This is a genomic window from Mesorhizobium kamtschaticum (assembly GCF_056174585.1).
The window spans coordinates 431,158-455,970 of record NZ_CM149691.1; the positions used below are offsets into that span (position 1 = coordinate 431,158).

Below are 24,813 nucleotides of genomic sequence, written 5' to 3' on the forward strand. Positions count from 1 at the left end.
GAGAGCAATGACCCTCCAAACGGAAACGGCCAGCCCTGGCAGGCTGACCGCTCCGGTAGATGAGAATGCTGTAGCGGCATCTTTCTACCAAAATCGCTCCGGACCATCAATTGGAATTGATGACGGTTCATATGCCGTCGCCGTCATCGCCGCACGCTTCCGGGTTCCCTCGGCCACAGCATTCGACGTCTGCCGCATGGCAGGGCTGGGGGTGCGCTGATGGCCAGAAAAACAAGTATCGCCGAATATCGGAAAAGACAGCCGGCGCTCACTGCAGAACGCGCACGTGAACTGCTGATCTACGATCCCGAAACTGGCGCGCTCCGGTGGCGCGTCCCCAGAGGTGTAGCGAGCGGCGCCCTAGCAGGAACAAGGACCGCTGACGGCTATACCCAGGTCGAAATCGACTACCGGCTATACCGGGCGCATCGCGTCATCTGGCTGATGGTGACGGGCAAATGGCCGAAGCATCTTGTCGATCACCGAAACGGCATGCGAGCCGACAATCGGTGGAAAAACCTGCGTGAAGCCACCCCCTTGCAAAATGCCAGGAATCGCAAGCCGGGGAAATCCAACACGAGTGGCACGGTTGGTGTGTCCTTCATCGCCAGCCGGAAGAAATGGCAGGCGTTTATTGGTCTCGACAACCAGATCGTAAAACTCGGCCACTTCGAAGACAAGGCCGCAGCTATATCAGCTCGGCAAGAGGCAGAACGTTACCACTATGGTGAGTTTGCCTCGGCGCTCTCCAGCGGGGGTGTCGTCCGATGAGCAACCTTTTTTGGATGCCGTTGCATATCCCCGATTATCTCGCGGACACGTCGCATCTCAGCACGGAGGAACATGGCGCGTATCTGCTGCTGATCATGCACTACTGGCAGCAGAATGGTTTGCCGGACGACGACACTAGGCTTGCGCGCATCGCGCGCTTGCCCCTGGATCAGTGGGCAAAAGTAAGGCCTGCAATCCGCCCATTCTTCGGATCTGGGTGGTTCCACAAGCGGGTTGAGGCCGAACGGGTCAAGGCCGAAACTAAGTTCCAAAACCTTTCAGCGGCAGGGAAAAAAGGCGGTCGTCCCCGCAAGGAAGAAAAGGGAGGCATAAAGCCTTCAGAAAGCGAGGCTTTCTCAACGGTTAAAGCCTTCGAAAAGCCTTTGGAAAGCAACTACAACCACAACCACATACAGAATAATAACCCTATCCAAGACGGAAAAACCTCAACGGGAAATAAGAGCGACACGCTTCCCGTGGGCCTTGGCAGGGAAGCCTTCGGCGGTGTCGCATGACGGGGAAGCTTCGCTACAGGGCGCAAGGGCGCTGGCACGGCATCCTGGGCGCGCTGGGGGTGCCTTCCACTCATCTGACCGGGAAGCATGGCCCTTGCCCTATGTGCGGCGGCAAGGACCGGTTTCGCTTCGACAACAAGGACGGCAAGGGCACGTTCTTCTGTTCTCGGTGCGGTGCCGGCGACGGCGTCCAGTTCGTCATGCAGTTCCTGGGCCTCGATTTCAAAGAGGCTGCGGTGGAGATTGAAAAGCACATTGGCGCGGCGCCTATCGTGACCCAGAAAAAAAAGGATCTAGCACCGGACGAAAAGCGAGCCGCCCTCGATCGCCTATGGCGCGGTTCGGTCGAGATCAGCGACAACGACCCGGTTGCGCGGTTCCTGTCGATGCGTGGGCTAGGGGGTCGATATCCTGACGCGCTCCGCTACTCGGCACGGACCAAGCTTTCCGACGATGGGTCGTTTCGACCGGCGATGCTTGCCGCCTTGGTCGATATTGAGGGCGTTCCGGTAAATATCCATCGCACTTTCCTGACGCTCGACGGGCGCAAAGCCGAAATCGGCGAGCCTCGGCGAATGATGCAAGGGGCGTTGCCAGATGGTGCCGCTATCCGACTGGCCACACATGGCCACGTCCTTGGCATTGCCGAAGGAATTGAAACAGCACTGGCCGCAGCCGTCCTATTCGGCATCCCTTGCTGGTCGGCCGTAAATTCAACAGGGCTTGAGAAATGGATAGTGCCGGCTGGCGTGTCCGAAGTCGTGGTGTTCGGCGACAATGACCCAAAGTACGGGGGCCAGGCGGCGGCCTATGCATTGGCGCACCGGCTGGCTTGCAAGGGTCTGAGGGTGCGGATCGAGATCCCCCAGGCTATCGGGACCGACTGGAACGATGTCCTCCTAGAAGACCGCCGCATTGCCATGAGAGGTGCGGCATGATCGGAGAAAGCCAGACCCCGAAAACTCAGCAGCCCTCGCCGGGAAATGCAGCGATCAGTCAGGCCGCAGAATGGCTTGCCGCGCGCCGCATGGATGGCCCTGCGGCTGTATTGCCTCGCTTGCGGGCTCAGTTCGGCCTTTCCGTGAGGGAATCGATTGAAGCTTGCCGCCAGGCGGCCATTGTCCGAGCGGGGGCCTATCGATGAACAGCGCTCCAAAGCCCAAAGCTGTCCTTATGCGCCGCGACGAAATTTGCGACGTGAAGGCGGCGGCATACGAAACTGGCAAATCAACCAAGACAATTCGCTGTTGGGTAAAGCGCTATGGCATCGGTCGGCAGACTAGCCCGTCCGCGCCGATCGAGATTAGCCGAATTGCCCTGCTGATGGTGCGGCAAGGCGAAATGGACACCCTTGAGATATTTCGCAACGGCGAGCGCGGGCACCCCGACGTGTTGCGCTTCATCCGCGAAGTTGGCGTCCCCGAATAGGTAACAGAGGTGCACACAGGGGCACACGTTTCCAATCCTCAAGGGCCTTCCAGCGTGGTCTAATTTCCCTGTCTGACAACAGGGAGTCTCTGCTCGCCAAAATGAATGTCATTTCTGAAAGTCGATCGCGGAACGACGAAATCGTTCCCGTTGCCCTCAATGGCGGCCGGGTTACTTCGGGCTTCAGGGCTGCGCTTTTCGATGCCGCCGCCAGACGTGGCATATCCGTAAACGAGCTAGTTTTGTGCGCCACAGCGGAGAAGCTACGCGACGCGGGCGGCCATTTCAGCGGCGTGTTCCATCCCGGCGACATGGCGGCACGCTGACCAATGGGCCAGTCTCAGCCGATCAACAGATTTCCTGTCCTGAACGAGGAGGCGAGCTATTCGTCGTCCAAGGATGATCCCGCCATGCTGGAGCGCTTGCGCACCGCACAGGCCCGAGCCTTCGAGCTATCGGGTGAGGACGAGCACGATTTTTCGGATCGGGTAGCTGCCTGGAGCCTCGAACAGGATCCAGTCGCCTATGCCTTCGACTTGCTCGGGCAGCAGGATCGGCAGCGCTACTTCGATTCGCTCTCGGCTGCCGAAAAGACGCGCCTAGTTGCCTCGCTTAATACCGCGCACAAACTGGGGATCTGCTCGCCCCCCGGCTGGAGGGTTTCAGAATGACGGGGCAGTTTTCCGAAGTCGGTAACTTTGTTGCGCGTGGCGCTGACAAGGTAAACCCGGCACTGATCGATATCCTGAAGGAGGCCGCCGCCCGCACCGGTATGCAGGTGGAGGCGTATTCCGGCTATCGTCCAGGAGATCCGCGATTTCACGGCAAAGGCGAAGCGACCGACATTCGCATCATCGGCCCCGATGGCAAGCCGCTGCCTAATTATCAAACGCCTGCGACATTCCAGACCTACGAGCAGCTTGCTCAGGCTGCGCGCCAAGTGCAGCAGGAGAAATACCCCGAGCTAAGTGATCAATTCCGCTGGGGCGGCTATTTCGGCGGCAGTAAGGGCAAGTATGGGGCGATGGACCTCATGCACTTTGACCTTGGCGGCGGCAACGGCCTCGGCATGGCTGGGGTCTTGGGAAAATGGCCTGACCGATAAACAGGCCGCGCTTTTCCAGATGGCCAATCACAAGCCGCAAGGTCTCGAAAATCTTACGGTGCCTGCGGACCAACGTTCGACTGCGCTAGCGCTAGCAAGTCAGGGCGCCACAGCGCTGGCAGTCGGCGCGGTGAACAAGTTGGCTCAGGGCGCGCCCGCCAATCCGGTCCAGACCGTCAACTACGTCCCGCCACCCTTCAGCGGTCAGCAGGCCAATTTTACGCCGCTGATTGGCGATCAGGCCGCACCCCAGACAGCACCTCAAGCCGCGCCGCAGTCTGCTGCCCCTGATGCGGTCGAACGCGCTCCTGTGCCCCCTGTGGCCGCGCCGGATGCTGATCCTCTCGCTGCCTTCGGCATTAAACTGGATGACAACGCGGCGGCGCAGACGACACAGCCGCAGCCGTCTGCGCAGGAAGATGACCCTCTCAAGGCTTTCGGCATCAATCTGGATGCGCAGGCTCCCGTCGCTGCCGTTGCTGCTGCTCCGTCTGAAGCTCCCGGATCGATCGGCCAAACCATTGGCGGCGTGATCGATAAGGGTATCGGCCTCGCCGACAAATACGGCAGTCCCGTCGTGTCGATGGGGAACAACCTCATTCGGCAAGCTGGTACGGGCGTGCCTATCATCGGTGGCGCGCTTAACAGCATGGATGCGGCGACGAATGCCGCGATCGCACCAGCGATTAATCCATTCCTGCCCGATTCGTGGAAGCTTCAGGGCGGAACATTCGGCGAGCGCTACCAGAATTCTCTCAACCAACAGAATGGCCAGGACCAGCAATTTCAGTCTAATCATCCGATCTTGGCCACAGGCGCACAGATTGCCGGCGGCGTAGGGGCAATGGGGGGCCTTGCGTCGGCGTTTCCTGCCGTTGGCACCGCGCTTGGCATGTCGGGCGGCATTGGCACTCGCACAGCTTTGGGCGCGCTATCCGGTTCGGCGCTTGGTGGCGCCGATGCCGGCGTCCGCTCTGGAGGTGACCCCGAAGCGATTAAACGAGGTGCAGAATTTGGCGGGATTGTAGGCGGTATTATGCCTGCCGCTGGTGCCGCAGTAGGCGCTGGCGTCAATAAGCTCATCGGCGGCGGGAGTGTTTCGCAGCGCGTTGCGCAGTTTGCCCAGCTCGCTCGCGACAAATACGGCATCAATGTCGGTCCCGGCCAACTTTCAACCAATCCGACAATCAAGTTTCTGGATTCCGTGGTTAACCGTCTGCCTCTGAGTGGCGGTACAGCGGCCAAGGAAGCCCAGCAGACCGCTTTCAACAGCGCCGTGGCCAATTCCTTCGGCGAAACCGCGAAGGAGATCACGCCAGAAATTATTGACGCTGCGAAAAAGCGCATTGGGGGTGTCTTCGACAGCGTGGCCACGCGCACGCCGACCATCAATGCGGATGGCCAGTTTTCAGACGACATAAAGAAGATTTATGCCGAGGCCCAGCAGACGCTCCAGCCGTCCGAAGTCACACCGCTGCGCAACCAACTTTTGACGATCGTCAAGCAGTATGGTGATGGAGGTTCTGCCATTGACGGCAAGACTTATCAGGCCATCACCCGCAAGGGCGCGCCGCTTGACCGCCTGATAAATTCCGCGGACCCGAACGTCAGCTATTCGGCTAGCCAAATCAGGGACGCCATAGATGGCACTCTGGAGCGTTCGGCACCTACTGATGTTCTTTCAGACCTCCGCACGGCCCGTAGCCAATGGAAGGCCTTGAAGACGGTCGAGCCGTTGGCGATAAAGTCAGCGACTGGTGACATCTCGCCCGCGCTTCTGATGACCCAGGCAGCAAAATCCTATGGCAATGCGGCCTATGGCAAGGGCGCGGATCTCGTGGACCTTGGGCGTATCGGACAGCAATTCCTGAAGGAAGCGCCATCAAGCGGCACCGCTGAACGTTCTCGACTCCTCAATAATCTACTCGGCGGGGCTGGAGCCGGCGGTGGCGCAATGGGCATCGGGGCTCTCGCCGCCAACCCTGCCGCTATCCTGCCTACGCTTGGTGGCGCGGTGGTCGGCGCGGGCGTAAGTCGTGGTCTCGGAACCGTTCTCCGCAGCCCCTATCTCGGCAATAAGATGGTTCAAAGCGCTCTTGGAACGGGCACCGAGGATATCGGCAACATGCTGCTTCGGGGTACACCTCAGGGTACGCTGCCAGTATATTCGGGAGGGCCTTCGCCAGTAAAGAAAGGCCAGCCGCTTGAACTGACTGTGCGCAAGACCCGCTCCAGTAGCTACCGGCGGGCTCGTCTGTCGATGCGCTCGTTTATCCAGAATAGAAAGGCCATTGTCCCGACGCCAACGGCCAAGCCGTCTCCAAACCCGTCGCCGGTGTTATTGAATATAAACCGGATCAGTAAAAAAACCCCGATCATTGCAGCAGTGCAAAGTGCATAGGCCAGAGCGCGGCGCATTATTTAGCCAGCCTATAAATGATGATGACGGCGAGGACAAAAAAGGCACCGACCCCGTACGAAAGCAGGTGCGCGATCCTCTCAAGCTTCGCGTTAGCGCTTACGTGCAGCAAATAGATATCAAGCAACCTTTGGTCGATATCGGTAAGCGTCTTTGGCGGTTCGTAGGGGTGCAAATCCGGCCCTCTTTAAGCCCCAAGCGGCATGGCGACGGCTACCTTCGCGCATAGCGGCGCATTTAATACCGTTTACGCAATTTCACAAGATTGAGGCGGCATGTGCCTTTCCAGAGGCTAAACGCGGGCACAGAGGTGCACACAAGGGCACACGCTTCCAATCCTCAAAGACTCGCGCGCGTGGTCCATTGGCCCTGACTAATCACAGGAGCCTAGCGCGCCAAAAATGCCCGATATTGCAGACGTAGCCTGGTCCGAACGCGACGACCGAAACAGCGAACCCGTACCCGCCGGCTGGCCACAAGGGAGCATGCCTGCTTACGTGGACCAGACCGGCCGCATGATGATGGCTGCGACCAAGCGCTTCTGGAACAAGATCAACCCAACCTATCAGACTAGCGGCACGGGCGATGCGTACGTTGTCCAGACTGAGGCCAGCGTCGATCACCTCAATCTCTTCGAACTCCTCACCTTTCGCATCGATCGGTCGAATGTCGGAACCACGCCATCTCTCCAAATCGGCAGCACCAATCCGCGCACCATCGTTAAAGCGGGGGCATCCGGCTACGTGCCTCTCGCGGCTGGCGACATGTATGCCGGGAATGACCATTCTTTCTGGTACAACGGTGGGTTCTATGTCCTGTCCGACCCCGTGCCTTCGGCGGTTAATATCGGGGCAGTAGCATCGGTCGTTGCCGGGACCGGAATTGGCGTCGACGGCACCGACCCACAACACCCCATTGTAACCAACAATGGCGTCCGGTCTGTGGTAGCTGGCACCAATATCGCCGTTAACGCGACCGACCCGCGCAACCCCGTCGTAGCGATCAACGGACAAATTCCAGTTGCCAATGGAGGCACGGGACAACCCACCGCTCAGCTCGGGTTTGATGCGCTCTCCCCCACGACGACGCGCGGCGACGTCATCTTTCGCAATGCTACTACGAACGCGCGGCTGGCGGCTTCGACTGCTGGCTATCTGTTCCAGACCAATGGCGCGGGTGCTGACCCGTCATGGGTAGGCTACACCCAAGGAGGCACGGGCTCGCTAACCCGGTCCTGGCAAGCCTGGAACCAGGACCGCATCTCCATCCTCGATTTCACTGGCGTTGATCCCACGGGCGTTTCAGACAGCCGAGCCGGCATCGTTGCTGCTGATGCCGCTGCCGCCGCACTGGGCAAGGCACTGTATTTCCCGAGCGGGAACTATCTTGTGTCTGCCGCCATCACGCCGTCTTCGTTCGCGACTTGGATCGGAGAGAGCCGCGCCAAGGTCGTTCTTAAGACGACTTCGGCCACAGGAAATCTTCTCACCGTCTCGAATGGCTATTTCACGTTAGACCGGATCTCGTTCGGGACGACCGTTACTCGCACTGCCGGCAGCTACATCGATATCTCGGCGAGCGTCGTCTATATATCGAACTTCGACATGACCGGCACTTTCCAGGGAATTTTCCTGTCTGCTGCCGTCTCGACTGTCGAAGTTTACAACGGAAACATCAGCACCAGCAGTTCATCCAGCATTGGCTTGCGCCTACACGGCGGCGTCGCTATCCAGTTCGCCAATCTCATCGTCGTTTGGAATGGTGTCGCCCATCCATTTGCATGCCTCTATATCGACAATGGAGGCGACTACAGCTTCACCAATTGTCAGTTTCTCGCTGGCACCAACGGAGGCCAAATCACTCCGGCTGCCGGCCAATCCGTTGCCTATTGCCGCTTCACCAATTGCTGGTTCGACACCTCATTGGGCGCGGGTCTTTCCATTACCCCGACGAGCACGGGTGCGATCACCGGCTGCGATTTTGTGCAGTGCTGGTTCAGCAGTTCAGGGACGTATGGCGTACAATTTGCGCCTGGTGCTAGCGCCTCTGTGACCAACATGAACTTCGCCAACTGCTTCATCATCAACAACGCTGTGGCGGGAGTGGGCCTCACAGGCGTTGCAATCGCCGACTGCAATTTCATCAACAACACAGTCAATGGTCCCGGCGCTACGGCTGGCTTCTCCTTGAACACAAGCGTGTCTCGCATTCGCATCCAAGGCAATCGCATCGGCGGACACCTGTACGGCATCTTTTCGGACGGCACGCCGACGGATGCGATGATTTACGACAACTCTTTTGTCGCATGCACGAACAAGATAGCCGGCGCTTGGCTGGGCAATACGCGCATCGAACGAAATGCGGGCTACAACCCTGTAGGAGCGGCGGGCATCACTCCTGGTGCTTCCCCTTACACCTACACGGCCGGACCATCCCCAGAGACGGTCTACACGTCTGCCAGCACTTCAATTACCGCAGCCACGCAAGGCGGCGTGTCGATCCTGCCCGCCGCATCGGGTGCTAATGCCTCTCTCTGCATTCAGCTTGAGCCAAACGAGGCCGTGGTGATCACCTATACCGGCACGCTGACGGCCAGGAAGATGGTGCATTGAGAAGCGATGAGTAGGGACAGGCACTGATGGGCAAGGTCCACAATCTGAGCCTAGCAACGAATGCACCATGCGCATACCAGCCTACTGCGCCGGAGGCAGCCGCGTTGTCGGCATTTGCCAAACGCAAGGAAGCGACCCGAAAGGCTCCGTACCTGAAGGCTAGCCAAGTCCAAGGTGAGCAGACGACGCAGGCGCGCATCCAGCCGAACCATCCTGATCTAGCAGTCGCCTACGACCTGATGATGGAAGCTTTCGGGGTGACGGAATACCAGCTCCTGGTGGGTCTCCTGAAGGATCTGACTGGCTTGGCGCAGAAGGACAATGCAGTTGATCCGGATACGATGAACTATGCCGTGGCGATTGCCCGAGGGATCAATCCGCAAGATCCAACTGAGGCGCTGATCGCCTCACAGATGGCGGCAATTCACATGTCGATGATGCGGTTTGCCAATCTCGTAGCGACGTTGCCCGCTAACAGCTCGAACAACAGCCAGTTAGAGGCTTACGAGCGAAGCGTGAACAGGCTTGCGAGGACATTTGCCGCTCAGGTAGAGGCGCTGAAGCGGTATCGCAGCAAGGGCGAGCAGCGGGTGATTGTGAAGCACGTTACGGTGCGGGAAGGCGGCCAGGCTATCGTCGGCAACGTCTCTCACGGAGCTGGGGTGGCTCAAGAAAATGACCGGTAACCTCATGGACAAGGCGCACGCGGCGCCACGGTGCCAAGCCCGCAGCAAGCGCAGCGGGGTTGCATGCAAGGCGCCAGCTAAACGCGGGCATCGTGTCTGCCGGTTTCATGGGGCCGGTGGTGGAGCGCCGATTGGCCCCGCTCACGGCCAATACAAGCACGGTCGATACACTTGCGAGGCAGTGGCCGCTCGACGCGCTTATGCCGACCTCGTGGCCCGTGCAAACGAAACGATCCGTAACATTACCGCAGACAGATAATAGGGCCGCGACTAGGGTCTCCCGGATACGCGCTGTCCGGTCCTCGGGACAGCGCGCCTTTGATCCTACTGCCTATTTGGGCAACGGCAGATCATTGCTTGCTTGGGTCATCCGCCGGATTGACATATGTGATCGCAAACGGACCTTCGCCGTGGACCTGAACAATCGTCGCGCTGGTCGTCCAGGCAAAGTGGTTCATCTGAGCCGGTGCAACGCCAAATCCGCCCGCCGTCAGGTGCATGCCCCTTGCCTCATCAAGCTTGTCGCCCATGCCAATGTTAAAATCTCCGGACAGCACCGTGACATATTCCGAAGTCGGATGGTTGTGAGCGGGAATCTTGTAGTTGGCTGGCATTTGCAGCCTAAGAACAAAGATTCCGTCTTTCGACGGGTCTCCGGCGATCACCGCCATTTTTGCGCCTGCCGGGAGAAATGGCGGAACCGGACCCCATTTGATCGCGTCGGCGTTGACCGGCAAATCGTCGGCGAGCAACGGCGCCGTGCTGACCAACAGAAGCAGTACGGCCGAAGTGAATTTGAACATTTGAAATCTCCATTTGGAAAATGCCCAGGCCAAACCTTGGCCAGGCACTCTGTGCATTGGCTTGGTGTCGCGGATGCCTCCGGATTGAAGCTCGCCTCGACACGGCTTCTAAAAGCACACCCGCCGATAGCGCGACGTTGGAGTTAGCGTGGGACCAACCGTGGGAACGCGAATGCCCCCCGAATCCACAATGCGCAAGCATCAAGATCCCCGCAACCAACCCCGCCGAGGACGCGGCAGCGTTTATGAAACCGCGCTCAATGCGATTGTACATTATGAGCCACTATTGCCAGAATAAACGCGCGCGGCACGGCACGGAGAAGCGATAGCGATGTCGCACCTTCAAAGGGTTGTTTTTCTAGTCGGCGCGGCGCTAGCGATTTCTCTGGCCAGCACGATAGCCGTCTTGCTGCTCGATATACTCTTGCCGGGTCATCCAATCGTGACGCTGGTTGGCCCGATCCTCTGCGGGGGATCGGCACTCATTTTCAGCAAATATTACTACGGCCGATTATAGATCGGGAGCTTTTGGCGATTCTGGACGTTGGCTAGCGGTTTCCTAGATTTAGACGGGTCATTATCTTGAGCGCGAAAGCAGCAAATCCGGTTGTCGGCCCGAAGCCGGGGCTACTTGGTGTCCTTGGCCCTGGATTGATTACAGGAGCCTCTGATGACGATCCGAGCGGGATTGCAACATACTCACAGACCGGAGCGCAGTTCGGGTTTGGGCTCACATGGACGATGCTCTTCAGCTATCCATTGATGTCCGTGGTACAGGAAATCAGTGCTCGCATCGGCAGAACCACCGGGCGCGGTATCGCCGGAAACATGCGGAAGTATTATCCAAACTGGCTGCTCCAGTCGGTTGTGGTGCTTCTGCTCATCGCCAACACCATCAACATTGGCGCCGATCTGGGCGCCATGGGTGACGCCCTGAAGCTCATCGTTGGCGGCCCCGCGCTCCTTTATGTCGTCCTCTTTGGCGCGATCTCCGTCGTGCTGCAGATCTTCCTCAAGTACAGCCGCTACGTCTCTGTTCTGAAGTGGCTGACCCTATCCCTATTTGCTTATTTCGGCACGGTGCTCTTCGTTCATGTACCATGGGGAGAGGTGGCAAAAGGCCTTTTCATTCCCAGGTTCTCGCTTGATGCGCAGTTCTGGACTGCGGTGGTCGCTGTTTTCGGCACGACCATCAGCCCATATCTGTTTTTCTGGCAGGCCTCACAGGAGGTCGAAGACCAGAAGACTAAGCCGCTGCGAGAACCCTTAACGAAGGCCCCAGAACAGGCCGAAAATGCGATTCAGCGCATCCGTTTGGACACCTATGTTGGCATGGCATTTTCGAACATCGTTGCCCTTGCGATCATGATCACGGCTGGGGCGACACTCCATGCCAACGGCACAACGGATATCGAATCCACCAGCCAGGCCGCCGAAGCGCTTCGGCCGGTCGCCGGCGTCTTTGCTTTCGCCATCTTTGCGCTCGGCGTCATCGGGACGGGACTTCTGGCAATTCCAGTCCTTGCCGGTTCTGCCGGGTACGCCTTGGGGGAGGCTCGTAACTGGCCCGTCGGTCTCGAACGCAAACCGCTGGCGGCCAGAGCATTCTATGCGACTATCGCTGTGGCAACTCTCGTTGGCGCGTGTCTCAATTTCACACCTATCAACCCCATCAAGGCACTTTATTGGAGCGCCGTTGTCAACGGCGTGGTGGCTGTCCCTGTCATGGCCGTCATGATGCTGATGACCGCCCGCAGTGAAATAATGGGCGAGGTGACTGTGCCGCTCTCAATGCGCTTGATCGGATGGGTTGCGACAGCCGTTATGGCTGCGGCGGCGGCGATCATGGTAGTCCAACTGTTTGGTTAGGCTTAGCACCTTCCACACTGGTTAGCCTGCGAGAGTGCGGTACACCTCTCAATCAGCGATGCCCGTAGCTTTATCGCCGATAGACTGAATGTACGCTTCCGACAGTCGGTTATTCGAGTCATTCCGCAAGGGGGCCAGTATCGGTAAGTTGCGTTGGACCGGACCGGAGGGCGCTTTACGGTTTGTGCGGACGGGTGAAAGCGCGTGGCAGCTTGCCAAAGGCGCGCGCCAGGATGCTCGGGACGCGTGTTGGCGCGTAGGACATGGTCCAGTAAGATCGATGGCTGTTAGGCGTCAGTCGGCCTTGAACTGGGACCGTCCTGCCACTGCGGCGAGGAATGCCTTCGCTGCGGCGTCGCAGGCGACACGCGATGGCCCGTTCGCAAGCAAGATCACGTCAGCCGCCTTCAACGTTAAGCCATGCTTCTCGGCGAACGCTTCAACCTCGTAAGGACGGTTGGCTGGATCGGCTTCCACGGCGGGATGTTTGTTCATGTGCCACCCATAGTAGGACGGGCTGAAAAGTACGACTTACGGATTCGTAAGGGGTCATCTCCTTTCTCTGTTGGCTGCCTCCGCTAACCCGGCAGGGGCGCAAAACAATACCCCAGCAAGTCCCGACAATCCCTAGGGGCGCCCGCCGCTGCAGATGCGAACCCGGCAACGAGGCTAGTGAGGCGAGCCCTTCAAGCCAACGTCGAAAGGGCGACATTGAGGGCGAAACTTTTTATCGAGAACGGAGTTGATGGAACAAGCTGCTATCTGAGCAGCCTTTAACAGGAGGAATATTCCATGAATTTCAAGATGCTCACGATGGGCGCGATGGCGCTTGCAATGATGACCGGCTCGGCGCTTGCGGGCAGCAGCACCGGGACGTCCGCGCTCGATGATCCGGCGAAAATGTCGCCGTTCTTCACGGATGCCGGCATGAAGACGATGAAGTCGAAGGCTGACTTCAAGACCGCATGGATGGCCATGAAACCCGATGAACAGAAGGCGGTGTTGAAAGACTGCGGCGATACTGCACTCAACAAGTCGCACTCAGATTTCTGCACGATGGCAAAGATGATGGGCGGCTGAATCTAGGCCGAGCGTCGAAGGCGGGCATGCCCGCCTTCGGACAGCCTGGGGTCACTCTTTGCGGGATTTTTCGGAGGAAGGAACCTCATGCCACTCGGCAACTTATGACGAGATGAGCACACGCGGCATCAACTTCCTGGACCGATGGCTGGCCAACAACGTCCCCGAGTCAGCGAAGGCCGATGTCATCTCCGTTGACGAACTGACGCAAAAGCTGATCGCCGATGCGAAGGCGCTGGGCATCAAACGCCTTGAGATAGACGAAGAGGTAGACAGCCTCTATCGCACGATCCTCGATGCCATCGTTCACTATGAGCCGGGTTTGCCCGAGTAGCCTACGCTAAAGGTGCCGATCGCCTTCTGCGCGATGCTCGAAGCAAAACCAGTGCGGTTCGCTACGCGGACGCGCGAAGCCCAATCCGGCGACCTTGCCGCAGCCGTCATGCTCGCATGTATGACCGAGCACTCTGGCGCGGTCGCGCGGCACTGCCGTCATGCCTTCGGCAAGCTTGATCGGTTCGTCGCTCACATCAGTGGCGCGCGCCGCCGGCGGTCTTCTTGCTCTCCCGGATATTGATGTCGGTCTGATGGCGTATCGCCTCAGAAAGCGACAAAGCGAGATCGAGGTCTTCCGGATAGTTCGCCAAGACCCAAATGGCCGTCAATTCGGCAATGGCCTGCTTCTGACTGACATCTGAGAGGCCGCGCATTTGCTTGGCCATCTTGTCGACGGCCCGGTGTATTGCGGGCATCTCGCGTCTTACCGTTGCGAAAATTTCGGGCTGTTCAGATTCGGTGGCAATGATCGGTTTCATCGTTGATGTCTCCAATTTGCCGACAGTGAACAAAATGAGAACCCGAGAGTCAATACCTCTTGACGGGACAGGAATATGTTCCTCTTTTGAGGACGGGTGGGGCGACTCTCAAAAGGTGTCGCAATGGCTAGGTCCAAACCGTCAAAACAACTATCGCAGGCTGAAATCGAGCGCTTTCTGGTGGCAGCGGAAGCGCTGCACCTAAGCATCATCAAGCCGTTCATATCGCCACACTGCGACCACTACCGGGCAACGCGTGTCCTGCATGAGGCGCTGTTGAGGGCAGTGCGGGAAGTGATTGGGGCGGGAAGTTCCGTTCATCCGGTGGAACACCACGGGGCCGGTGCGGCAGTGACCTATGTGCTCTTGTCCTTGCGGACTATGTAAAGCTTCGGCCCGTGAGCTTCCCGGATGATCGTGAGAGCCTCGTCTCTGGTGATGCCGACCTTGCGGGCATAGTAGGCGGCTTCCGCTTCAAGCCCGTCCTCTAACGGCGCATCAATCGCCTGCTTGGCCTTCTGTTTTGCTTTCTTGCCCATAAGGCGAATCATAGCACATTTGGCTAGATGCCCCCAATGAAGGCAAAAGGACGGGCAATTGCGGCGGCCCGGCGCACACTTGTCGGGCAGTAGCGCACCGGGCCTAACCGGCGGGGCTTCGGGGCGGGCGCCGGCTGGCGAATATATGCGCTAGTGCTAATATACTAGAAGCATGAAGGACGGGACGGCCGTTTAATGACCGACCAGGCTCCTATGACAGAGCAATTTCTGGGAGGAAAAGCCGGTGGGACTGCTTAGAGGGCTTCGCATAAAACTGGGGCTAAAGAAGAATCCTTTGCCGCCGCTGCCCGGTGTCGAGATCGGTCGTCATACCTACGGGCTCGTGAAAAACTCCTTTTGGGGTGCGCATGAGAAATCGCCAATACGAATAGGTTCCTTCTGCTCGGTTGGCCCGGGTGTGCTCTTTCTCGGCGCGGCAGAGCATCGCGTCGACACTGTGACCAGCTATCCGCTTCGAATCGTTGACGGAAAGATCCGCAATGGCGCTGAAGCCTTCAGCAAGGGACCTACCACGGTCGGCAATGATGTATGGTTTGGTGCTCGCTGTATCATCCTCGGCGGCGTCACGATCGGCAACGGGGCCGTTCTCGGTGCCGGAAGCATCGTCACCAAGGACATCCCGCCCTATGCCATCGCGGTCGGCAATCCAGCTCGCGTCATCCGTTACCGATTCGCGCCTGATGTCATTGCGCGCCTGCTGGCATTGGAGTGGTGGAACTGGAGCGATGGCTTGATCGGCGAACGCCTCGCGATTTTGACGGCGATGGATGCCGAACATTTCCTAGACGCAGTAACGCAGCAATCAACGGGGACCATGGGCGAAGCCGAGGGTGAACCGGCTGCGTGACGCATCTCGGGGCGTGAACAGTGAGATCACGTCCCGTGGATCAAACTGACTGTCACCCAAAAGGCAAGCGCCATAAAAAACAGAACGCCAAAAGCGATAAGCAGGAGCCTCATCGGCCTAATTTAGCACACCCTGAAACAAGGGCCCCGCGTGAGTTCCTTACGGATTCGTAAGTGGCTGTTTCTGGCAGCGCCAGCTAACCGTCCATCGGCAGCGAACGGCACATTTGCAGCCCGGTGGGCCTCCACCCGCTGAAACAAAGGCCCGCTGCCCGCTCACCAGTAGGCAGCGGGCTTTACCAGCCGCCACGGTAAGCCGGTAATCGACAACGCAGCTATTCGGCTGATCCATTGTCGGTGAACGGGGAGGCGCTCGGCACACACTGTACAGACCAGCCGGTCGGTGTCGGCTGCTTCTGATATTCGGCGATGGCGGCGGAGCACTGTTCGCGCTTGTCGAAGGTGCTGGGCAGCACCACCATGCCGCCCTGCGGACCGGCGATTACCAGATACCAGACCAGAACTGCGGTAGCGGCCATGTGAACTCCTTTGGGCTACTCAGTAGAAAACGTGAAGGGCTATGAACGCGCCTCGGGTGGCGGAAGAAAGGCCACGCCGAAAGCGGCCGACACGCCAAGTGAGGGTGCCGACCCTAAGTCGAAACGCTCCAGAGTCGGCTAAGACCTAAGCCGCAACACGAAGATGCAATTTACGCTTCTTCGTTTTTCGAAACCAGATTACGGCAAGAGCCTTCCAGTATGGAAGCCTGTGAGCGTGGCTCAACACCTTGGCCTCATCCTCGGCCGTCAAAAAGAGCTCGCCGATGGCGGTAGTCAAATCAGCAGGATCGAATTTCTGACAAAAGTCGGCGTTGGTCATCAAGTACTCGGCGGCTCGTATGTGATGACCAGTAATTGGCGCCAGATCAGCATTAGCCAGCACCTCCAGAATGCGGCGAGCACCCATAGCAGTTTGGCGAGTGACAAGACCACTGACGGTTGTTACCGCGATCGTCTCTCTCGACTTGTAGCGCGAATTGCCAGCCGGCCCTTTAACGACCACCACGCCAGCGCGCTCACATACCTGCTCGACGGTTAGCGCATCTTCATCCTTCGCCACCACAGCCGCCTGGTGGAGTTGGAGTGGCGTAACACCCAGCCGGTCGGTGTTTTGACCAACGAAAGCCGCAGCTTGAGCCGACGTCTCTGGCGCATCAACAATCATCACCGGAATTCGGTCAATATTGGGATTGCTGGCTGCAGCGATGGCTGTGTGCTGACCGTCAAGGACCATTAAGACGTTCCTGTCTTCGTGGCGGCCGTAGGCACAGATGGGTGGCTTGAAACGCGTCCAACAGAAACGTTGAATCATTCGCCTAATCTGGCGGCGTCCATTCTCTCCAATCGACCGCTGATAGGCCCCGTCAACGAAAAGCGACAGCGGGTCCACCATCTCGCAGACGGGTAATGATGTGGATGGCAAAGCGGGCTTCAACCCTGTGACGTCTATTGGGGCAATGGGTCGGATCTCGGACAAAGCTTTCTCCTCGCGTAGTTGGCGTGAAAAGCTGGCCCAGAGTCGATTGGCATGGCAACTGATGCCGATCGGATAATCCCGCTATCCTTAGAATTATTGCGCGCTATTCACCGGCTTTGCCATCCTCACCCCGGCGCCGCCACCGTTCTCGGCTATGAACATGATGCCGCCGGCTTCGAGCGCCCGTTGAACAGCACTCACATTGTCTGCAGAGCTTCGGCCGGTACCCAGCGATTCCATGCGCTTTATCGTTGTGAACGATAGCCCACTTCGGGCAACCAGTTCCTGCTGCGTCCAGTTAAGGAGCGCTCGCGCCGCCCTGACCTGATCCCCGGAAATCATTCGTAGTGTACCTCGGTTAATGCAAATTGGCTGCCATATAAGCTTTTTTAGCTGACGAGTAAACCTTCATGGTTGACATTGGTTAATGGGTAGGCTAAAAAGGCTTATATTTGAACCGTAAGAGTACACGGGAAAGCCTAAATGTTCAACCGCTCGCAGATCATGAAAGCAGCCTGGGCCAAGTGGAACGCCCACTTCGCCGCTCGTCCCCATCTGGCGCGCAAGCTCAATCGATCTGACTTCGGCTTCTATCTGGCTCAGGCATGGCGTGAAGCAAAGTCGGCTGGAATGACCGTCGCCGAAACCCGCGCCGACCGCATCGCCGTCGAAATCGATCACCTGAAATACCAGTCTTCTCGCGTCAACACCGAACCGCGTCGTCGTCAACTCGAAACCGAACTCGCAGCGCTGGCTGCGTAGACTGCCAGTTTTCAACATAGGGAGAATTACAATGTCCAACATCACAGTTCGGGCAGCCGCCGAAGGCATGCCCACTCTGAACCGTCGCACCGCCCTTGCCGTCACCAGCGCAGGGCTCGTCTCTGCGATCACCGTTCTCTCGACGCCTGCCAAGGCTGTGCCCGCCGAGGCAGGGGTATCGGCCGAATTGCTGGCGCTGATCGAGGCCAAGCATGCCGCCTACGCTCGCTTCGAAGAAGCGATCGAACGCGCCACCCCCTTGGAAGAGGAATACCTGCCGAAGACAGCCGAGCTTTATGTTCCGCTTTCAATCGGCGGAGGGCAATCGCACAGCCTTCACTATTCAGAACTGGAGCGCGTGGAAGACGATCTGCGTGACGACATAAAGCGCCGCTACCGTGAGCAGGCGCAGAAATTGATTGCGCTGCACAAGGTCGCTCCCGACCTCGCGAAGCACTCGACCGCCGCGCTTCGCAAGGCCGAGCAGACCGATCTGCGGACGTTGAAGAGGCTGATCAAGGAAGAGCGCGCGAGGCGTAGTGCCGTTGGTCTTGAACAGGCCCTTGCAGAGCGCGACGCAGCTTCCGACGCAGAGCGCAGTTCGATCAACGCCGTCTGTGCCTACCGGTGCACCAGCATGGAAGAACATGGGATCAAGGCGGAATTTTTGCTTGAATTCTGCACCGGCCGATATGGCGACCTTCAGTCCGAAGATATTGACGCGCTGCTCTGGTCGTTCCTGCCGGTCGAGGCCTTGGAAGACGCGGTTAGGGCCTCGGAAGGCGGTGCAGCATGAGCGCCGTCTTGAAGCCCCTCGGGATGCCGAAGGGGGTGAACCCTCGCATATGGCGCCAGTCGGTCGAGAAGCGCCTGAACGACCTCCTAGACCGAGCTATGAGCCTGATTACCGCGCTGGATCTCATGGAGGCCGATTGCGATCTGGAGGAAACCGCAGACGATGAGCCGTCAATCGGCTGGACGGATCGAGGCCCGCAAGCTGGCGGGCTGAACGACGATTGTGAAATGGACGATGCCGACCTAGAGGACAGCGGCGACGAGCACGAGCCTTCTCTCGGCTGGTCGAGCGCCACCGACCAGCATCTTGCCTTGGCCGACTACGGCACCGCGCGCGATGTCTCTTTGTTCGATGGCGAGCAGGACGCAGGCGACGAGCCGGAACCGTTAGAAGATGGCGAAACCGTCATGTGGCACGACGACTTGAAGTCGCAGGAAGTGCTGGTGTCCTTATGAGGGCCGAGGAGGCATTGGCGCAATTGCGGGGAATGGCCGCTGGCATGTCGCCTATGGTTGAGGCGGCAGCGCTGGTCGAGCAGGCGGCGGTTTCGATCGCAAATGCGATGGCCGAAATCCATGGTGGGGATTGGCGGGTCCAGGTCGACCATCAGACCGGCTTCGTATTCGTGGTACGCTGCTGATCATTGCCCTTATGACAGTTGATGCCCGCTGCCTCTGGTGACGGGCCTTTAAGTTGCCGACACCGGAACAAAGACAACGGCTATTTGGTTTCAGGTGACGGAGGAACCGATGCCAAATCAAGCCAAAAAGCCACGGCCCGCGCCCGACCCGAAAAAGACGCCTGTCGATGACGAAGCAGCCCCGGAGCCTAAGCATATCGATCCGCCGCCGCGAGACGTGCGAGAGGCACCAGTACCAAATCCAAACGGCGACAAGACGTGACGCCAGCACGGGAGGCGGCCCAAGGTGAGAAATGACTGGTTGAACGAGCGGCGATGCGAAGGTGGTTAATCCGCCAGATGAAACGGGCTTAGCGCGACGGCTTTCCCCTTCATTTATGCTATCGAGTTGCAGGCAAACCGCCGCAGGCTATCTCCGGGCATCGGCGCTACGATTCCGGACAGCCACAGACGTAGCGATTAATGCGCTGCTCACAATGGTACTTGCCGCCATGCGGACAGCCGAAAATCAAGGAATGGATGGTTGACGCCGCAGCGAGAAGGAACGCCAGCGCCGCAATGCCTACAATGACCTTTCCTACTAAGCCTCTCACAGCAGTTCTATTTGTACCTTGTATTCAAAAAAAGCCCGCCCCAAGCCACGCCTGGGACGGGTCTGAAGATTACGCTAGAGAGCGCTACCAAATTATTTGCAATCGGCCAGAAGCTTCAGGGCTTTGTCGGCATCGCCCTTAGTGGCGTAGGTTTTCTTGCCGGCATCCGTCAATTTCGTTCCGTCCGGCTTTTTCGTAACGACTTCACACTTCTTCGTGGTGGCATCCTTTGCCACCCAATATTCTGTGGCTGCGAAAGCTGGCATACTGCAAACGGCTACGAGTGCAGTGGCAATGGCTACTTTGCGAAACATTTCATTTCTCCATTCAGCGAGCTTGTCCCTACATTCCCAAGTTCGTGAACGACTTTGGCGCCGGCATGGCGGTCTGCTTACAAAACCGTATGGAATGGAACGAGCCTAAGCGAAGGCGGCGCTGCTTAATGAGCTGCAGCACGTTGCGTCGGATGCAATTTAGCCCGCTGCCGTCACTGTGGCGGGCTTTTGCACGCGACTGCGGAAACTGATCCAGAGCCCGGTCGCGGGAGGAACGAGTCGGCCAGCCTTCGCGTTATTCACAATCGAACCGATGGAGGTAACCGTGAGGAAGCTGATACTCGCATCCGTGCTCGCGATTGCTGGCACGGCCGCTGTAGTTGAACCGACGCAAGCGCAATTTCTCTTCTCGCCCTTCGGGGGCTACAACGGTGACTTTTTTGGTGGCTTCGGAGGATTTCCGCCCCCCTATCGCCACTATTACAACCGAGATTACTATGGTGGTGACCAGTACTATGAGGAGCAATATCGCCCGTACTACCGATACCACCACCGGCACTATTACCGGCATTACCACCACCACAGGCATCACCACCATAGGCACTACTACCACTACTGAAATACGACGACCTGTCGCATTTGGCCCGCTGCCTCATTGTGGCGGGCATTATACTCTTTGTGCGGCAGCAGCTTCGACCGCCTCGCTAAACGCCGGGGATGACCGGCTGGCGGTGGCCTAGCGCGAAGTACATCTGTGATCAAGGAGGCGCTCAGCTGCCTTTCCCCAGTTCGCCAGAATATAGAATCCCGGCCTCGCGTCAGCCAGCGTTGCCCCGACGACGAGTACATTTAGATCATCCATAGCGTGTCGTGCCTGAGGCAAACCGGCAACAACCAGGCCGACCACGTTAGTGGTTCGCAGATCCGGCTCATCCACTGCCATTATCCAATATGGATGCCCCTTCAAGATCAGTGGAACCGGTTGCCAAGGCCCGTCTTTCTTCGGCCCATCTAAGGCAAGCGTCCTTTCCACCGACTCTAGCAAGCAATCGACGTGGATGTGTAACTGGTCCTGGGACCGCTCAATTCGGGAATTCACGGCCAAGCCAACGGCTGATCGGGGCAGGCCATGTCCGAGTCTTGCTTCAACTTTCTGTCGGGCTTCCCATGCTCGGTTCCATAGTTGGGCGCTATCAGTGGAACGGGCGGATGGGCTCTCCAAGCCCGCAACTGCTGTGATTGGGGCCAGCAGATACTCGGTCCGGTGTAGAGGTGATTTGATGAGGACCGATCCATAATCCCCTTGCTTGGTCAGTATCACCTCTTCGCAGGGGAAGGCGACGCCAAGGCGCGGACTTGCGAGCGCGCAGGCCTGCACAAACTCCCATAATATTTTGCGTTTAAAGAAAGCGTAGCCCGCAGTGACAGACAGGGCGACCAACAATGTCACGAACAGCCGAAGCTTCCTACACTTTGTGAAGCCCTGCAACATTGTCCCTTTTTAATCTCAAACAACCAGCGCGAGAATCTCGAAGGACAGAGTTCGGGTCATCATACAATCGCAGGGCTACCGCTAGGATCTGGCCAATCCCCTCACGATGGAACTATAGCGGGGAACGCAACAGAAAGCCCGATGGCTTCGGTCGCGGGCTTTTTGAAATGACCGATTGTCAGGCCACCGGCCCAGAAATAACCGCCAGGGCCGTCACGGACCCGAGACGATCACGCTTGGTCAGAACAGGCTTTTCGTATGTCTTCTTCATTTGTCGTCCCCTATTTCGCCCTCAAGGCTAAGGATTGCCTCGCGATGAGGCGACCTGTCAAGGATCGAGGCAAAACAGCGCTCCGCGCGCCACTATTTACGTCAGCAGCCGGACTGCTCGATCAGTTCGGTGTCGCGCATGTGGCGGACTTTTGCTGTTGTCGACTTTGGAACGCGACAGGTTGTGCAAACGTAGCAATTGACCAGAGCCGAATCCGAGGACGGGCGGGCCAGGGTGTGGAGTGCCCTCGCACCATCGGGAAGTCCCTTAACTCAAACGACTATCCGGCGAGGACAACGAGCTTGGCGACCTCCGCTCAGCCCGTTCCTGAAGATTGGCACGTGGACTCGAGCCCCGCGCGTCCTGGGCCGCAAGTCAGTGCCTGAGACGGCAGTAAAGAAGGTGCCTGCGAAGCTGAAAGCAAAGGCTTAGTGGCCGAACCACATGACGTGACGTCAAGAATCAGCTATCGCTAAAGTGCGGCGGACCTAGTGGGACCGTCTGGCCGGCGCCAAATCAGGCAACCCTCTCTCCTCGATGGCGCCGGCCTTTTCTCATGAAGCTAATGCGATCGTTCCCTCAAGTCCGTGCCATTTAGGCATTATTCAATTCAGCTAATTTAGAGCTTGGTGCATGCGCTTTTCGCTTCTGCTCTTTGGTTGGCTGGCATTCTGCTGCTGGGACTTTGCCGCCAACGACGGCCAATTGATCATCGGCGTTGGCGCGCGGGTCGCTAGGCTAATCAAACTATTCTAGTGCCGTTTCACCTTCGGCGTGATCTCTTCGACCCGCACCTTGTCGCCGATCTCTCTCGCCCAGGCCAGCGCTTTGGCCTTATCCTCGGTAGTCAGCACGGTGCGCCAGTGCGGCGCCTCGAATACGCTCACGACATAGGTTGTCATCACCTGGTCGGCATCGTGGTGCCCCTTGGGCGCCTTAGTCATGGCAAAGCCCCCGACATGCGCAGACATAGCACATTAGTTATTGCTAATAAAATGGCGCCGGCCAATTTCTCGCCCTGGCTTCAGGGCGCTTTCCGCCGATCTAATGAGCAGTTGGGATAGCTTGAAATGATCAACTCGGCAGTCAGCCCGATCCGCGTTATATTTTATGCGCAAAAGGGCCAGCCATGAAACTTTCGGCCCTTCAGTTTGTTGGGTACTGATCGCCGACTTTTAAGAATGGACGCCATGCCCCTCTCCGATAAACTGCGCGACGTTCCGATGGAGTTTCAATGCCCCAACTGTTCATCTCCAATGGTGAAGAGTGGCTCATGGCTTGTAGTGATCGCCAGTTTCAAATGCGACGGCTGCAAGGCCAAGGTGCGGCTCACCTACCCCAACAAGCTGGCGATTTTCGCGCGGCACCTAAAATCGGCCGAAGGCCTTATAAAACGGTGAGCCCAACACCACGCCTGAGACGGCTAGGCCTCGGTCCGCGAAAGGAGAGCCACAGTGGCTCTCCACGGTGGTCCTGACTTGCCTTGGCTAACGCGGCCTCGTCGCCTTCTTCGCGGCAGGGTTGGCCTTCGCCGCCGCACGGCCCTTCGGCTGATGCGTGTGGGTCATGACCGTCTTAAGTTGGCCCTTGATCTTGGCGTGCAATTTGGCCTTGTCGACGCCTGCGGGGTGAATGCCCTTCTCGATACTAGTCGCCATGCGCTCCAGCAGATCGGTATCGTGTTCGTCGCGGTAGGGCTTGAGGTCGAGGTCTGCCGGCACTTTGGTAAGCCGTTCATCGTCCATCGTCTTCACGTACTTCTGCATGAAGCGGTCATAGTCACGCCAGGAGATGCCGGCCGCTCGCACTGCGGCTTCTTCCGCCCGAGTGGCGATTTGGTGGGCGTGCAGATAGTGCAGGTCCAATTGGTCGATCAAAGACTTCTCGACCTCCTCGTGCAACAATAGGAAACGGTCGGTGTTGATCTTGCGGCCCTTATATTCCCATTCGCTGGGCATATGCCGGTCGATATAGATCGTCTTCCCATCCTTCGAATAGCCGGCGAGATAGGGGATGTCGTGCTTGCGGTCGAGTGTCTTGACCTTGCGCGCCACAGCATCGAGCGCCCTATCCATCATAAGGCTGGAAACATACCAGTTGGGCAAGCGCAGCTTTTTGTGCGGCGCGGTCGGATGGCAATAGTCGAACGCCATGGATATTCCCCCCTGCAAAGCGTTCGAATGATGATTGCACGTCATTCCATGTCGGGCAATTCGCATGCGTTGGATAGGCAGCCGGAAAGCGAACCGCAGCTATTCGGCTGATCCATTGTCGGTGAACGGGGAGGCGCTGGGGACGCATTGCAACGACCAACCGGTCGGCGCCGGCTGCTTCTGATATTCCGTGATGGCGGCGGTGCACTGTTCGCGCTTGTCGAAGGTGTTGGGCAGCACGACCATGCCGCCTTGCGGACCTGCGATTACCAGATACCAGACCAGAACTGCGGTAGCAGCCATGTGAAATCCTTTGTACTCAGTGAATACGTGAAGGGGCTACGAACGCGCTTCGGGTGGCGGAAGAAAGGCCGCACCGCATGATATCGGCGCGCCGGCCACAGGATTTCGCGATGCTGGACATTGCGCGCGGAAGGCAAGCTCGAAAATGAGCCTCGCGATGCCCCGGCGGTGCCCCGACCGTCTTCGGAAGCGTCAGCCCTAAGAGGGTTAGCAGCTAATTATCTGAAATCATTCTAGGAAACTTGGTGGAGCCAATCGGGATCGAACCGACGACCTCTTGAATGCCATTCAAGCGCTCTCCCAACTGAGCTATGGCCCCACTTCCGGCAGTCAGCCGGCGCCGTTTCCGGCGAAGAGATCAGCACGGGTTGGAACACCGCGCCGTTAGTGCAGGCGGCTTCTAACCCCGCCTTTCCCAGATATCAAGCCTTGAAGAGCGGCTTTTTGTTCACAGGCCGAGAAAGCCTGCAAACGCTCACGTCT

General features: G+C 58.2%; 32 protein-coding genes, 1 tRNA gene and 1 pseudogene. 21 read left to right on the top strand and 13 right to left on the bottom strand.

Features of this window, described 5'->3' with window-relative positions:
- Window positions 1–7: 7 nt before the first annotated feature.
- The 10 genes from AC0V7N_RS02005 (at window position 8) to AC0V7N_RS02050 (ending at window position 9,536) form a co-directional block, all read left to right on the top strand.
- Window positions 8–220, top strand: a complete 213-nt coding sequence (locus AC0V7N_RS02005; protein WP_475454234.1) for a hypothetical protein — start codon at window positions 8–10, stop codon at window positions 218–220.
- Window positions 220–771 (top strand): HNH endonuclease, encoded by a 552-nt coding sequence (locus AC0V7N_RS02010; RefSeq protein WP_496627673.1) that lies wholly within the window; start codon window positions 220–222, stop codon window positions 769–771. Before AC0V7N_RS02005 ends, AC0V7N_RS02010 begins: the two co-directional genes overlap by 1 nt.
- On the top strand, window positions 768–1,286 hold the full coding sequence (locus AC0V7N_RS02015; protein WP_496627674.1) for a DUF1376 domain-containing protein: 519 nt from the start codon (window positions 768–770) through the stop codon (window positions 1,284–1,286). The genes AC0V7N_RS02010 and AC0V7N_RS02015 overlap by 4 nt, the downstream gene beginning before the upstream one ends.
- Window positions 1,283–2,224 (top strand): DUF7146 domain-containing protein, encoded by a 942-nt coding sequence (locus AC0V7N_RS02020; protein WP_475454241.1) that lies wholly within the window; start codon window positions 1,283–1,285, stop codon window positions 2,222–2,224. The genes AC0V7N_RS02015 and AC0V7N_RS02020 overlap by 4 nt, the downstream gene beginning before the upstream one ends.
- A gap of 202 nt (window positions 2,225–2,426) precedes the next feature.
- Window positions 2,427–2,714 carry a MerR family transcriptional regulator gene (locus AC0V7N_RS02025; protein WP_475454243.1) on the top strand — a complete coding sequence of 96 codons (288 nt, stop codon included), beginning with the start codon at window positions 2,427–2,429 and terminating at the stop codon, window positions 2,712–2,714.
- Window positions 2,715–3,043: 329 nt separating this feature from the next.
- Window positions 3,044–3,385 (top strand): hypothetical protein, encoded by a 342-nt coding sequence (locus AC0V7N_RS02030; protein WP_496627675.1) that lies wholly within the window; start codon window positions 3,044–3,046, stop codon window positions 3,383–3,385.
- On the top strand, window positions 3,382–3,819 hold the full coding sequence (locus tag AC0V7N_RS02035; RefSeq protein ID WP_496627676.1) for a hypothetical protein: 438 nt from the start codon (window positions 3,382–3,384) through the stop codon (window positions 3,817–3,819). The genes AC0V7N_RS02030 and AC0V7N_RS02035 overlap by 4 nt, the downstream gene beginning before the upstream one ends.
- Window positions 3,761–6,220: a hypothetical protein gene (locus AC0V7N_RS02040; protein WP_496627677.1), complete on the top strand. Its 2,460-nt coding sequence runs from the start codon at window positions 3,761–3,763 to the stop codon at window positions 6,218–6,220. The genes AC0V7N_RS02035 and AC0V7N_RS02040 overlap by 59 nt, the downstream gene beginning before the upstream one ends.
- 419 nt (window positions 6,221–6,639) lie before the next feature.
- The gene (locus tag AC0V7N_RS02045) at window positions 6,640–8,850 is read left to right on the top strand and encodes a right-handed parallel beta-helix repeat-containing protein (protein ID WP_475454249.1); all 2,211 of its coding nucleotides are present in this window, start codon (window positions 6,640–6,642) and stop codon (window positions 8,848–8,850) included.
- 26 nt (window positions 8,851–8,876) lie between these two features.
- Window positions 8,877–9,536 carry a hypothetical protein gene (locus tag AC0V7N_RS02050; RefSeq protein ID WP_475454251.1) on the top strand — a complete coding sequence of 220 codons (660 nt, stop codon included), beginning with the start codon at window positions 8,877–8,879 and terminating at the stop codon, window positions 9,534–9,536.
- Between the two features lie 350 nt (window positions 9,537–9,886).
- On the opposite strand, the gene AC0V7N_RS02055 is transcribed toward AC0V7N_RS02050, so the two are convergent.
- Window positions 9,887–10,339 carry a cupin domain-containing protein gene (locus AC0V7N_RS02055; protein WP_475454253.1) on the bottom strand — a complete coding sequence of 151 codons (453 nt, stop codon included), beginning with the start codon at window positions 10,337–10,339 and terminating at the stop codon, window positions 9,887–9,889.
- Window positions 10,340–10,921: 582 nt separating this feature from the next.
- On the opposite strand from AC0V7N_RS02055, the gene AC0V7N_RS02060 reads away from it, so the two are divergent.
- On the top strand, window positions 10,922–12,208 hold the full coding sequence (locus AC0V7N_RS02060; protein ID WP_475454255.1) for an NRAMP family divalent metal transporter: 1,287 nt from the start codon (window positions 10,922–10,924) through the stop codon (window positions 12,206–12,208).
- Between the two features lie 294 nt (window positions 12,209–12,502).
- On the opposite strand, the gene AC0V7N_RS02065 is transcribed toward AC0V7N_RS02060, so the two are convergent.
- On the bottom strand, window positions 12,503–12,703 hold the full coding sequence (locus AC0V7N_RS02065; protein ID WP_027031480.1) for a hypothetical protein: 201 nt from the start codon (window positions 12,701–12,703) through the stop codon (window positions 12,503–12,505).
- A gap of 297 nt (window positions 12,704–13,000) precedes the next feature.
- Here AC0V7N_RS02065 and AC0V7N_RS02070 point away from each other — a divergent pair, with 297 nt between their 5' ends.
- Together AC0V7N_RS02070 and AC0V7N_RS02075 are read left to right on the top strand one after the other, a co-directional pair.
- Window positions 13,001–13,288, top strand: a complete 288-nt coding sequence (locus tag AC0V7N_RS02070) for a hypothetical protein (protein ID WP_475454257.1) — start codon at window positions 13,001–13,003, stop codon at window positions 13,286–13,288.
- Between the two features lie 112 nt (window positions 13,289–13,400).
- Complete coding sequence (locus AC0V7N_RS02075; protein WP_475454259.1) at window positions 13,401–13,622, top strand: DUF768 domain-containing protein; 222 nt, start codon at window positions 13,401–13,403, stop codon at window positions 13,620–13,622.
- A 196-nt stretch (window positions 13,623–13,818) separates the two neighbouring features.
- On the opposite strand, the gene AC0V7N_RS02080 is transcribed toward AC0V7N_RS02075, so the two are convergent.
- A complete protein-coding gene (locus AC0V7N_RS02080; RefSeq protein WP_475454261.1) occupies window positions 13,819–14,103 on the bottom strand; it encodes a hypothetical protein in 285 nt (94 codons plus the stop codon).
- Between the two features lie 123 nt (window positions 14,104–14,226).
- On the opposite strand from AC0V7N_RS02080, the pseudogene AC0V7N_RS02085 reads away from it, so the two are divergent.
- Window positions 14,227–14,458 (top strand): annotated as a pseudogene (locus tag AC0V7N_RS02085) (hypothetical protein).
- A gap of 1 nt (window position 14,459) precedes the next feature.
- Here AC0V7N_RS02085 and AC0V7N_RS02090 read toward each other — a convergent pair.
- Window positions 14,460–14,642 (bottom strand): hypothetical protein, encoded by a 183-nt coding sequence (locus AC0V7N_RS02090; protein WP_475454265.1) that lies wholly within the window; start codon window positions 14,640–14,642, stop codon window positions 14,460–14,462.
- Between the two features lie 244 nt (window positions 14,643–14,886).
- Here AC0V7N_RS02090 and AC0V7N_RS02095 point away from each other — a divergent pair, with 244 nt between their 5' ends.
- A complete protein-coding gene (locus AC0V7N_RS02095) occupies window positions 14,887–15,510 on the top strand; it encodes a DapH/DapD/GlmU-related protein (RefSeq protein WP_496627678.1) in 624 nt (207 codons plus the stop codon).
- A gap of 334 nt (window positions 15,511–15,844) precedes the next feature.
- Here the strand turns inward: AC0V7N_RS02095 and AC0V7N_RS02100 are convergent, their stop codons facing one another.
- From AC0V7N_RS02100 to AC0V7N_RS02110, 3 genes are all read right to left on the bottom strand, one after another.
- The gene (locus AC0V7N_RS02100) at window positions 15,845–16,048 is read right to left on the bottom strand and encodes a hypothetical protein (RefSeq protein ID WP_475454269.1); all 204 of its coding nucleotides are present in this window, start codon (window positions 16,046–16,048) and stop codon (window positions 15,845–15,847) included.
- A gap of 145 nt (window positions 16,049–16,193) precedes the next feature.
- The gene (locus AC0V7N_RS02105) at window positions 16,194–16,802 is read right to left on the bottom strand and encodes a hypothetical protein (RefSeq protein WP_475454271.1); all 609 of its coding nucleotides are present in this window, start codon (window positions 16,800–16,802) and stop codon (window positions 16,194–16,196) included.
- A 336-nt stretch (window positions 16,803–17,138) separates the two neighbouring features.
- Window positions 17,139–17,387, bottom strand: a complete 249-nt coding sequence (locus AC0V7N_RS02110; protein WP_475454273.1) for a helix-turn-helix domain-containing protein — start codon at window positions 17,385–17,387, stop codon at window positions 17,139–17,141.
- A 141-nt stretch (window positions 17,388–17,528) separates the two neighbouring features.
- Between AC0V7N_RS02110 and AC0V7N_RS02115 the strand changes: the two genes are divergently transcribed.
- Genes AC0V7N_RS02115 through AC0V7N_RS02130 form a run of 4 tightly spaced genes read left to right on the top strand, consistent with a single transcriptional unit; the run spans window position 17,529 to window position 19,243 of the window.
- Entirely contained in the window at window positions 17,529–17,807 is a 279-nt protein-coding gene (locus AC0V7N_RS02115) for a hypothetical protein (protein WP_475454275.1), read from the top strand.
- Window positions 17,808–17,838: 31 nt separating this feature from the next.
- Entirely contained in the window at window positions 17,839–18,603 is a 765-nt protein-coding gene (locus AC0V7N_RS02120; RefSeq protein WP_475454277.1) for a hypothetical protein, read from the top strand.
- Complete coding sequence (locus AC0V7N_RS02125) at window positions 18,600–19,058, top strand: hypothetical protein (RefSeq protein ID WP_475454279.1); 459 nt, start codon at window positions 18,600–18,602, stop codon at window positions 19,056–19,058. Before AC0V7N_RS02120 ends, AC0V7N_RS02125 begins: the two co-directional genes overlap by 4 nt.
- Before the next feature lie 44 nt (window positions 19,059–19,102).
- Window positions 19,103–19,243: a hypothetical protein gene (locus AC0V7N_RS02130; protein ID WP_475454281.1), complete on the top strand. Its 141-nt coding sequence runs from the start codon at window positions 19,103–19,105 to the stop codon at window positions 19,241–19,243.
- Window positions 19,244–19,928: 685 nt separating this feature from the next.
- Here the strand turns inward: AC0V7N_RS02130 and AC0V7N_RS02135 are convergent.
- On the bottom strand, window positions 19,929–20,150 hold the full coding sequence (locus AC0V7N_RS02135) for a hypothetical protein (protein ID WP_475454283.1): 222 nt from the start codon (window positions 20,148–20,150) through the stop codon (window positions 19,929–19,931).
- 286 nt (window positions 20,151–20,436) lie between these two features.
- Here AC0V7N_RS02135 and AC0V7N_RS02140 point away from each other — a divergent pair, with 286 nt between their 5' ends.
- Window positions 20,437–20,730: a hypothetical protein gene (locus AC0V7N_RS02140; RefSeq protein WP_496627679.1), complete on the top strand. Its 294-nt coding sequence runs from the start codon at window positions 20,437–20,439 to the stop codon at window positions 20,728–20,730.
- Window positions 20,731–20,847: 117 nt separating this feature from the next.
- On the opposite strand, the gene AC0V7N_RS02145 is transcribed toward AC0V7N_RS02140, so the two are convergent.
- Both AC0V7N_RS02145 and AC0V7N_RS02150 read right to left on the bottom strand, forming a co-directional pair.
- The gene (locus AC0V7N_RS02145; RefSeq protein WP_475454287.1) at window positions 20,848–21,603 is read right to left on the bottom strand and encodes a CDP-diacylglycerol diphosphatase; all 756 of its coding nucleotides are present in this window, start codon (window positions 21,601–21,603) and stop codon (window positions 20,848–20,850) included.
- Window positions 21,604–22,626: 1,023 nt separating this feature from the next.
- Complete coding sequence (locus tag AC0V7N_RS02150) at window positions 22,627–22,818, bottom strand: hypothetical protein (RefSeq protein WP_475454289.1); 192 nt, start codon at window positions 22,816–22,818, stop codon at window positions 22,627–22,629.
- 246 nt (window positions 22,819–23,064) lie between these two features.
- Here AC0V7N_RS02150 and AC0V7N_RS02155 point away from each other — a divergent pair, with 246 nt between their 5' ends.
- Window positions 23,065–23,274, top strand: a complete 210-nt coding sequence (locus AC0V7N_RS02155) for a hypothetical protein (RefSeq protein ID WP_475454291.1) — start codon at window positions 23,065–23,067, stop codon at window positions 23,272–23,274.
- A gap of 87 nt (window positions 23,275–23,361) precedes the next feature.
- Here AC0V7N_RS02155 and AC0V7N_RS02160 read toward each other — a convergent pair whose 3' ends face one another.
- The 3 genes from AC0V7N_RS02160 to AC0V7N_RS02170 form a co-directional block, all read right to left on the bottom strand.
- The gene (locus tag AC0V7N_RS02160) at window positions 23,362–24,027 is read right to left on the bottom strand and encodes a hypothetical protein (RefSeq protein WP_475454293.1); all 666 of its coding nucleotides are present in this window, start codon (window positions 24,025–24,027) and stop codon (window positions 23,362–23,364) included.
- A gap of 99 nt (window positions 24,028–24,126) precedes the next feature.
- Window positions 24,127–24,330, bottom strand: coding sequence for a hypothetical protein (locus tag AC0V7N_RS02165; protein WP_475454295.1), 204 nt, complete (start codon window positions 24,328–24,330; stop codon window positions 24,127–24,129).
- Between the two features lie 243 nt (window positions 24,331–24,573).
- A tRNA-Ala gene (locus AC0V7N_RS02170) sits at window positions 24,574–24,649 on the bottom strand.
- Between the last annotated feature and the right edge of the window lie 164 nt (window positions 24,650–24,813).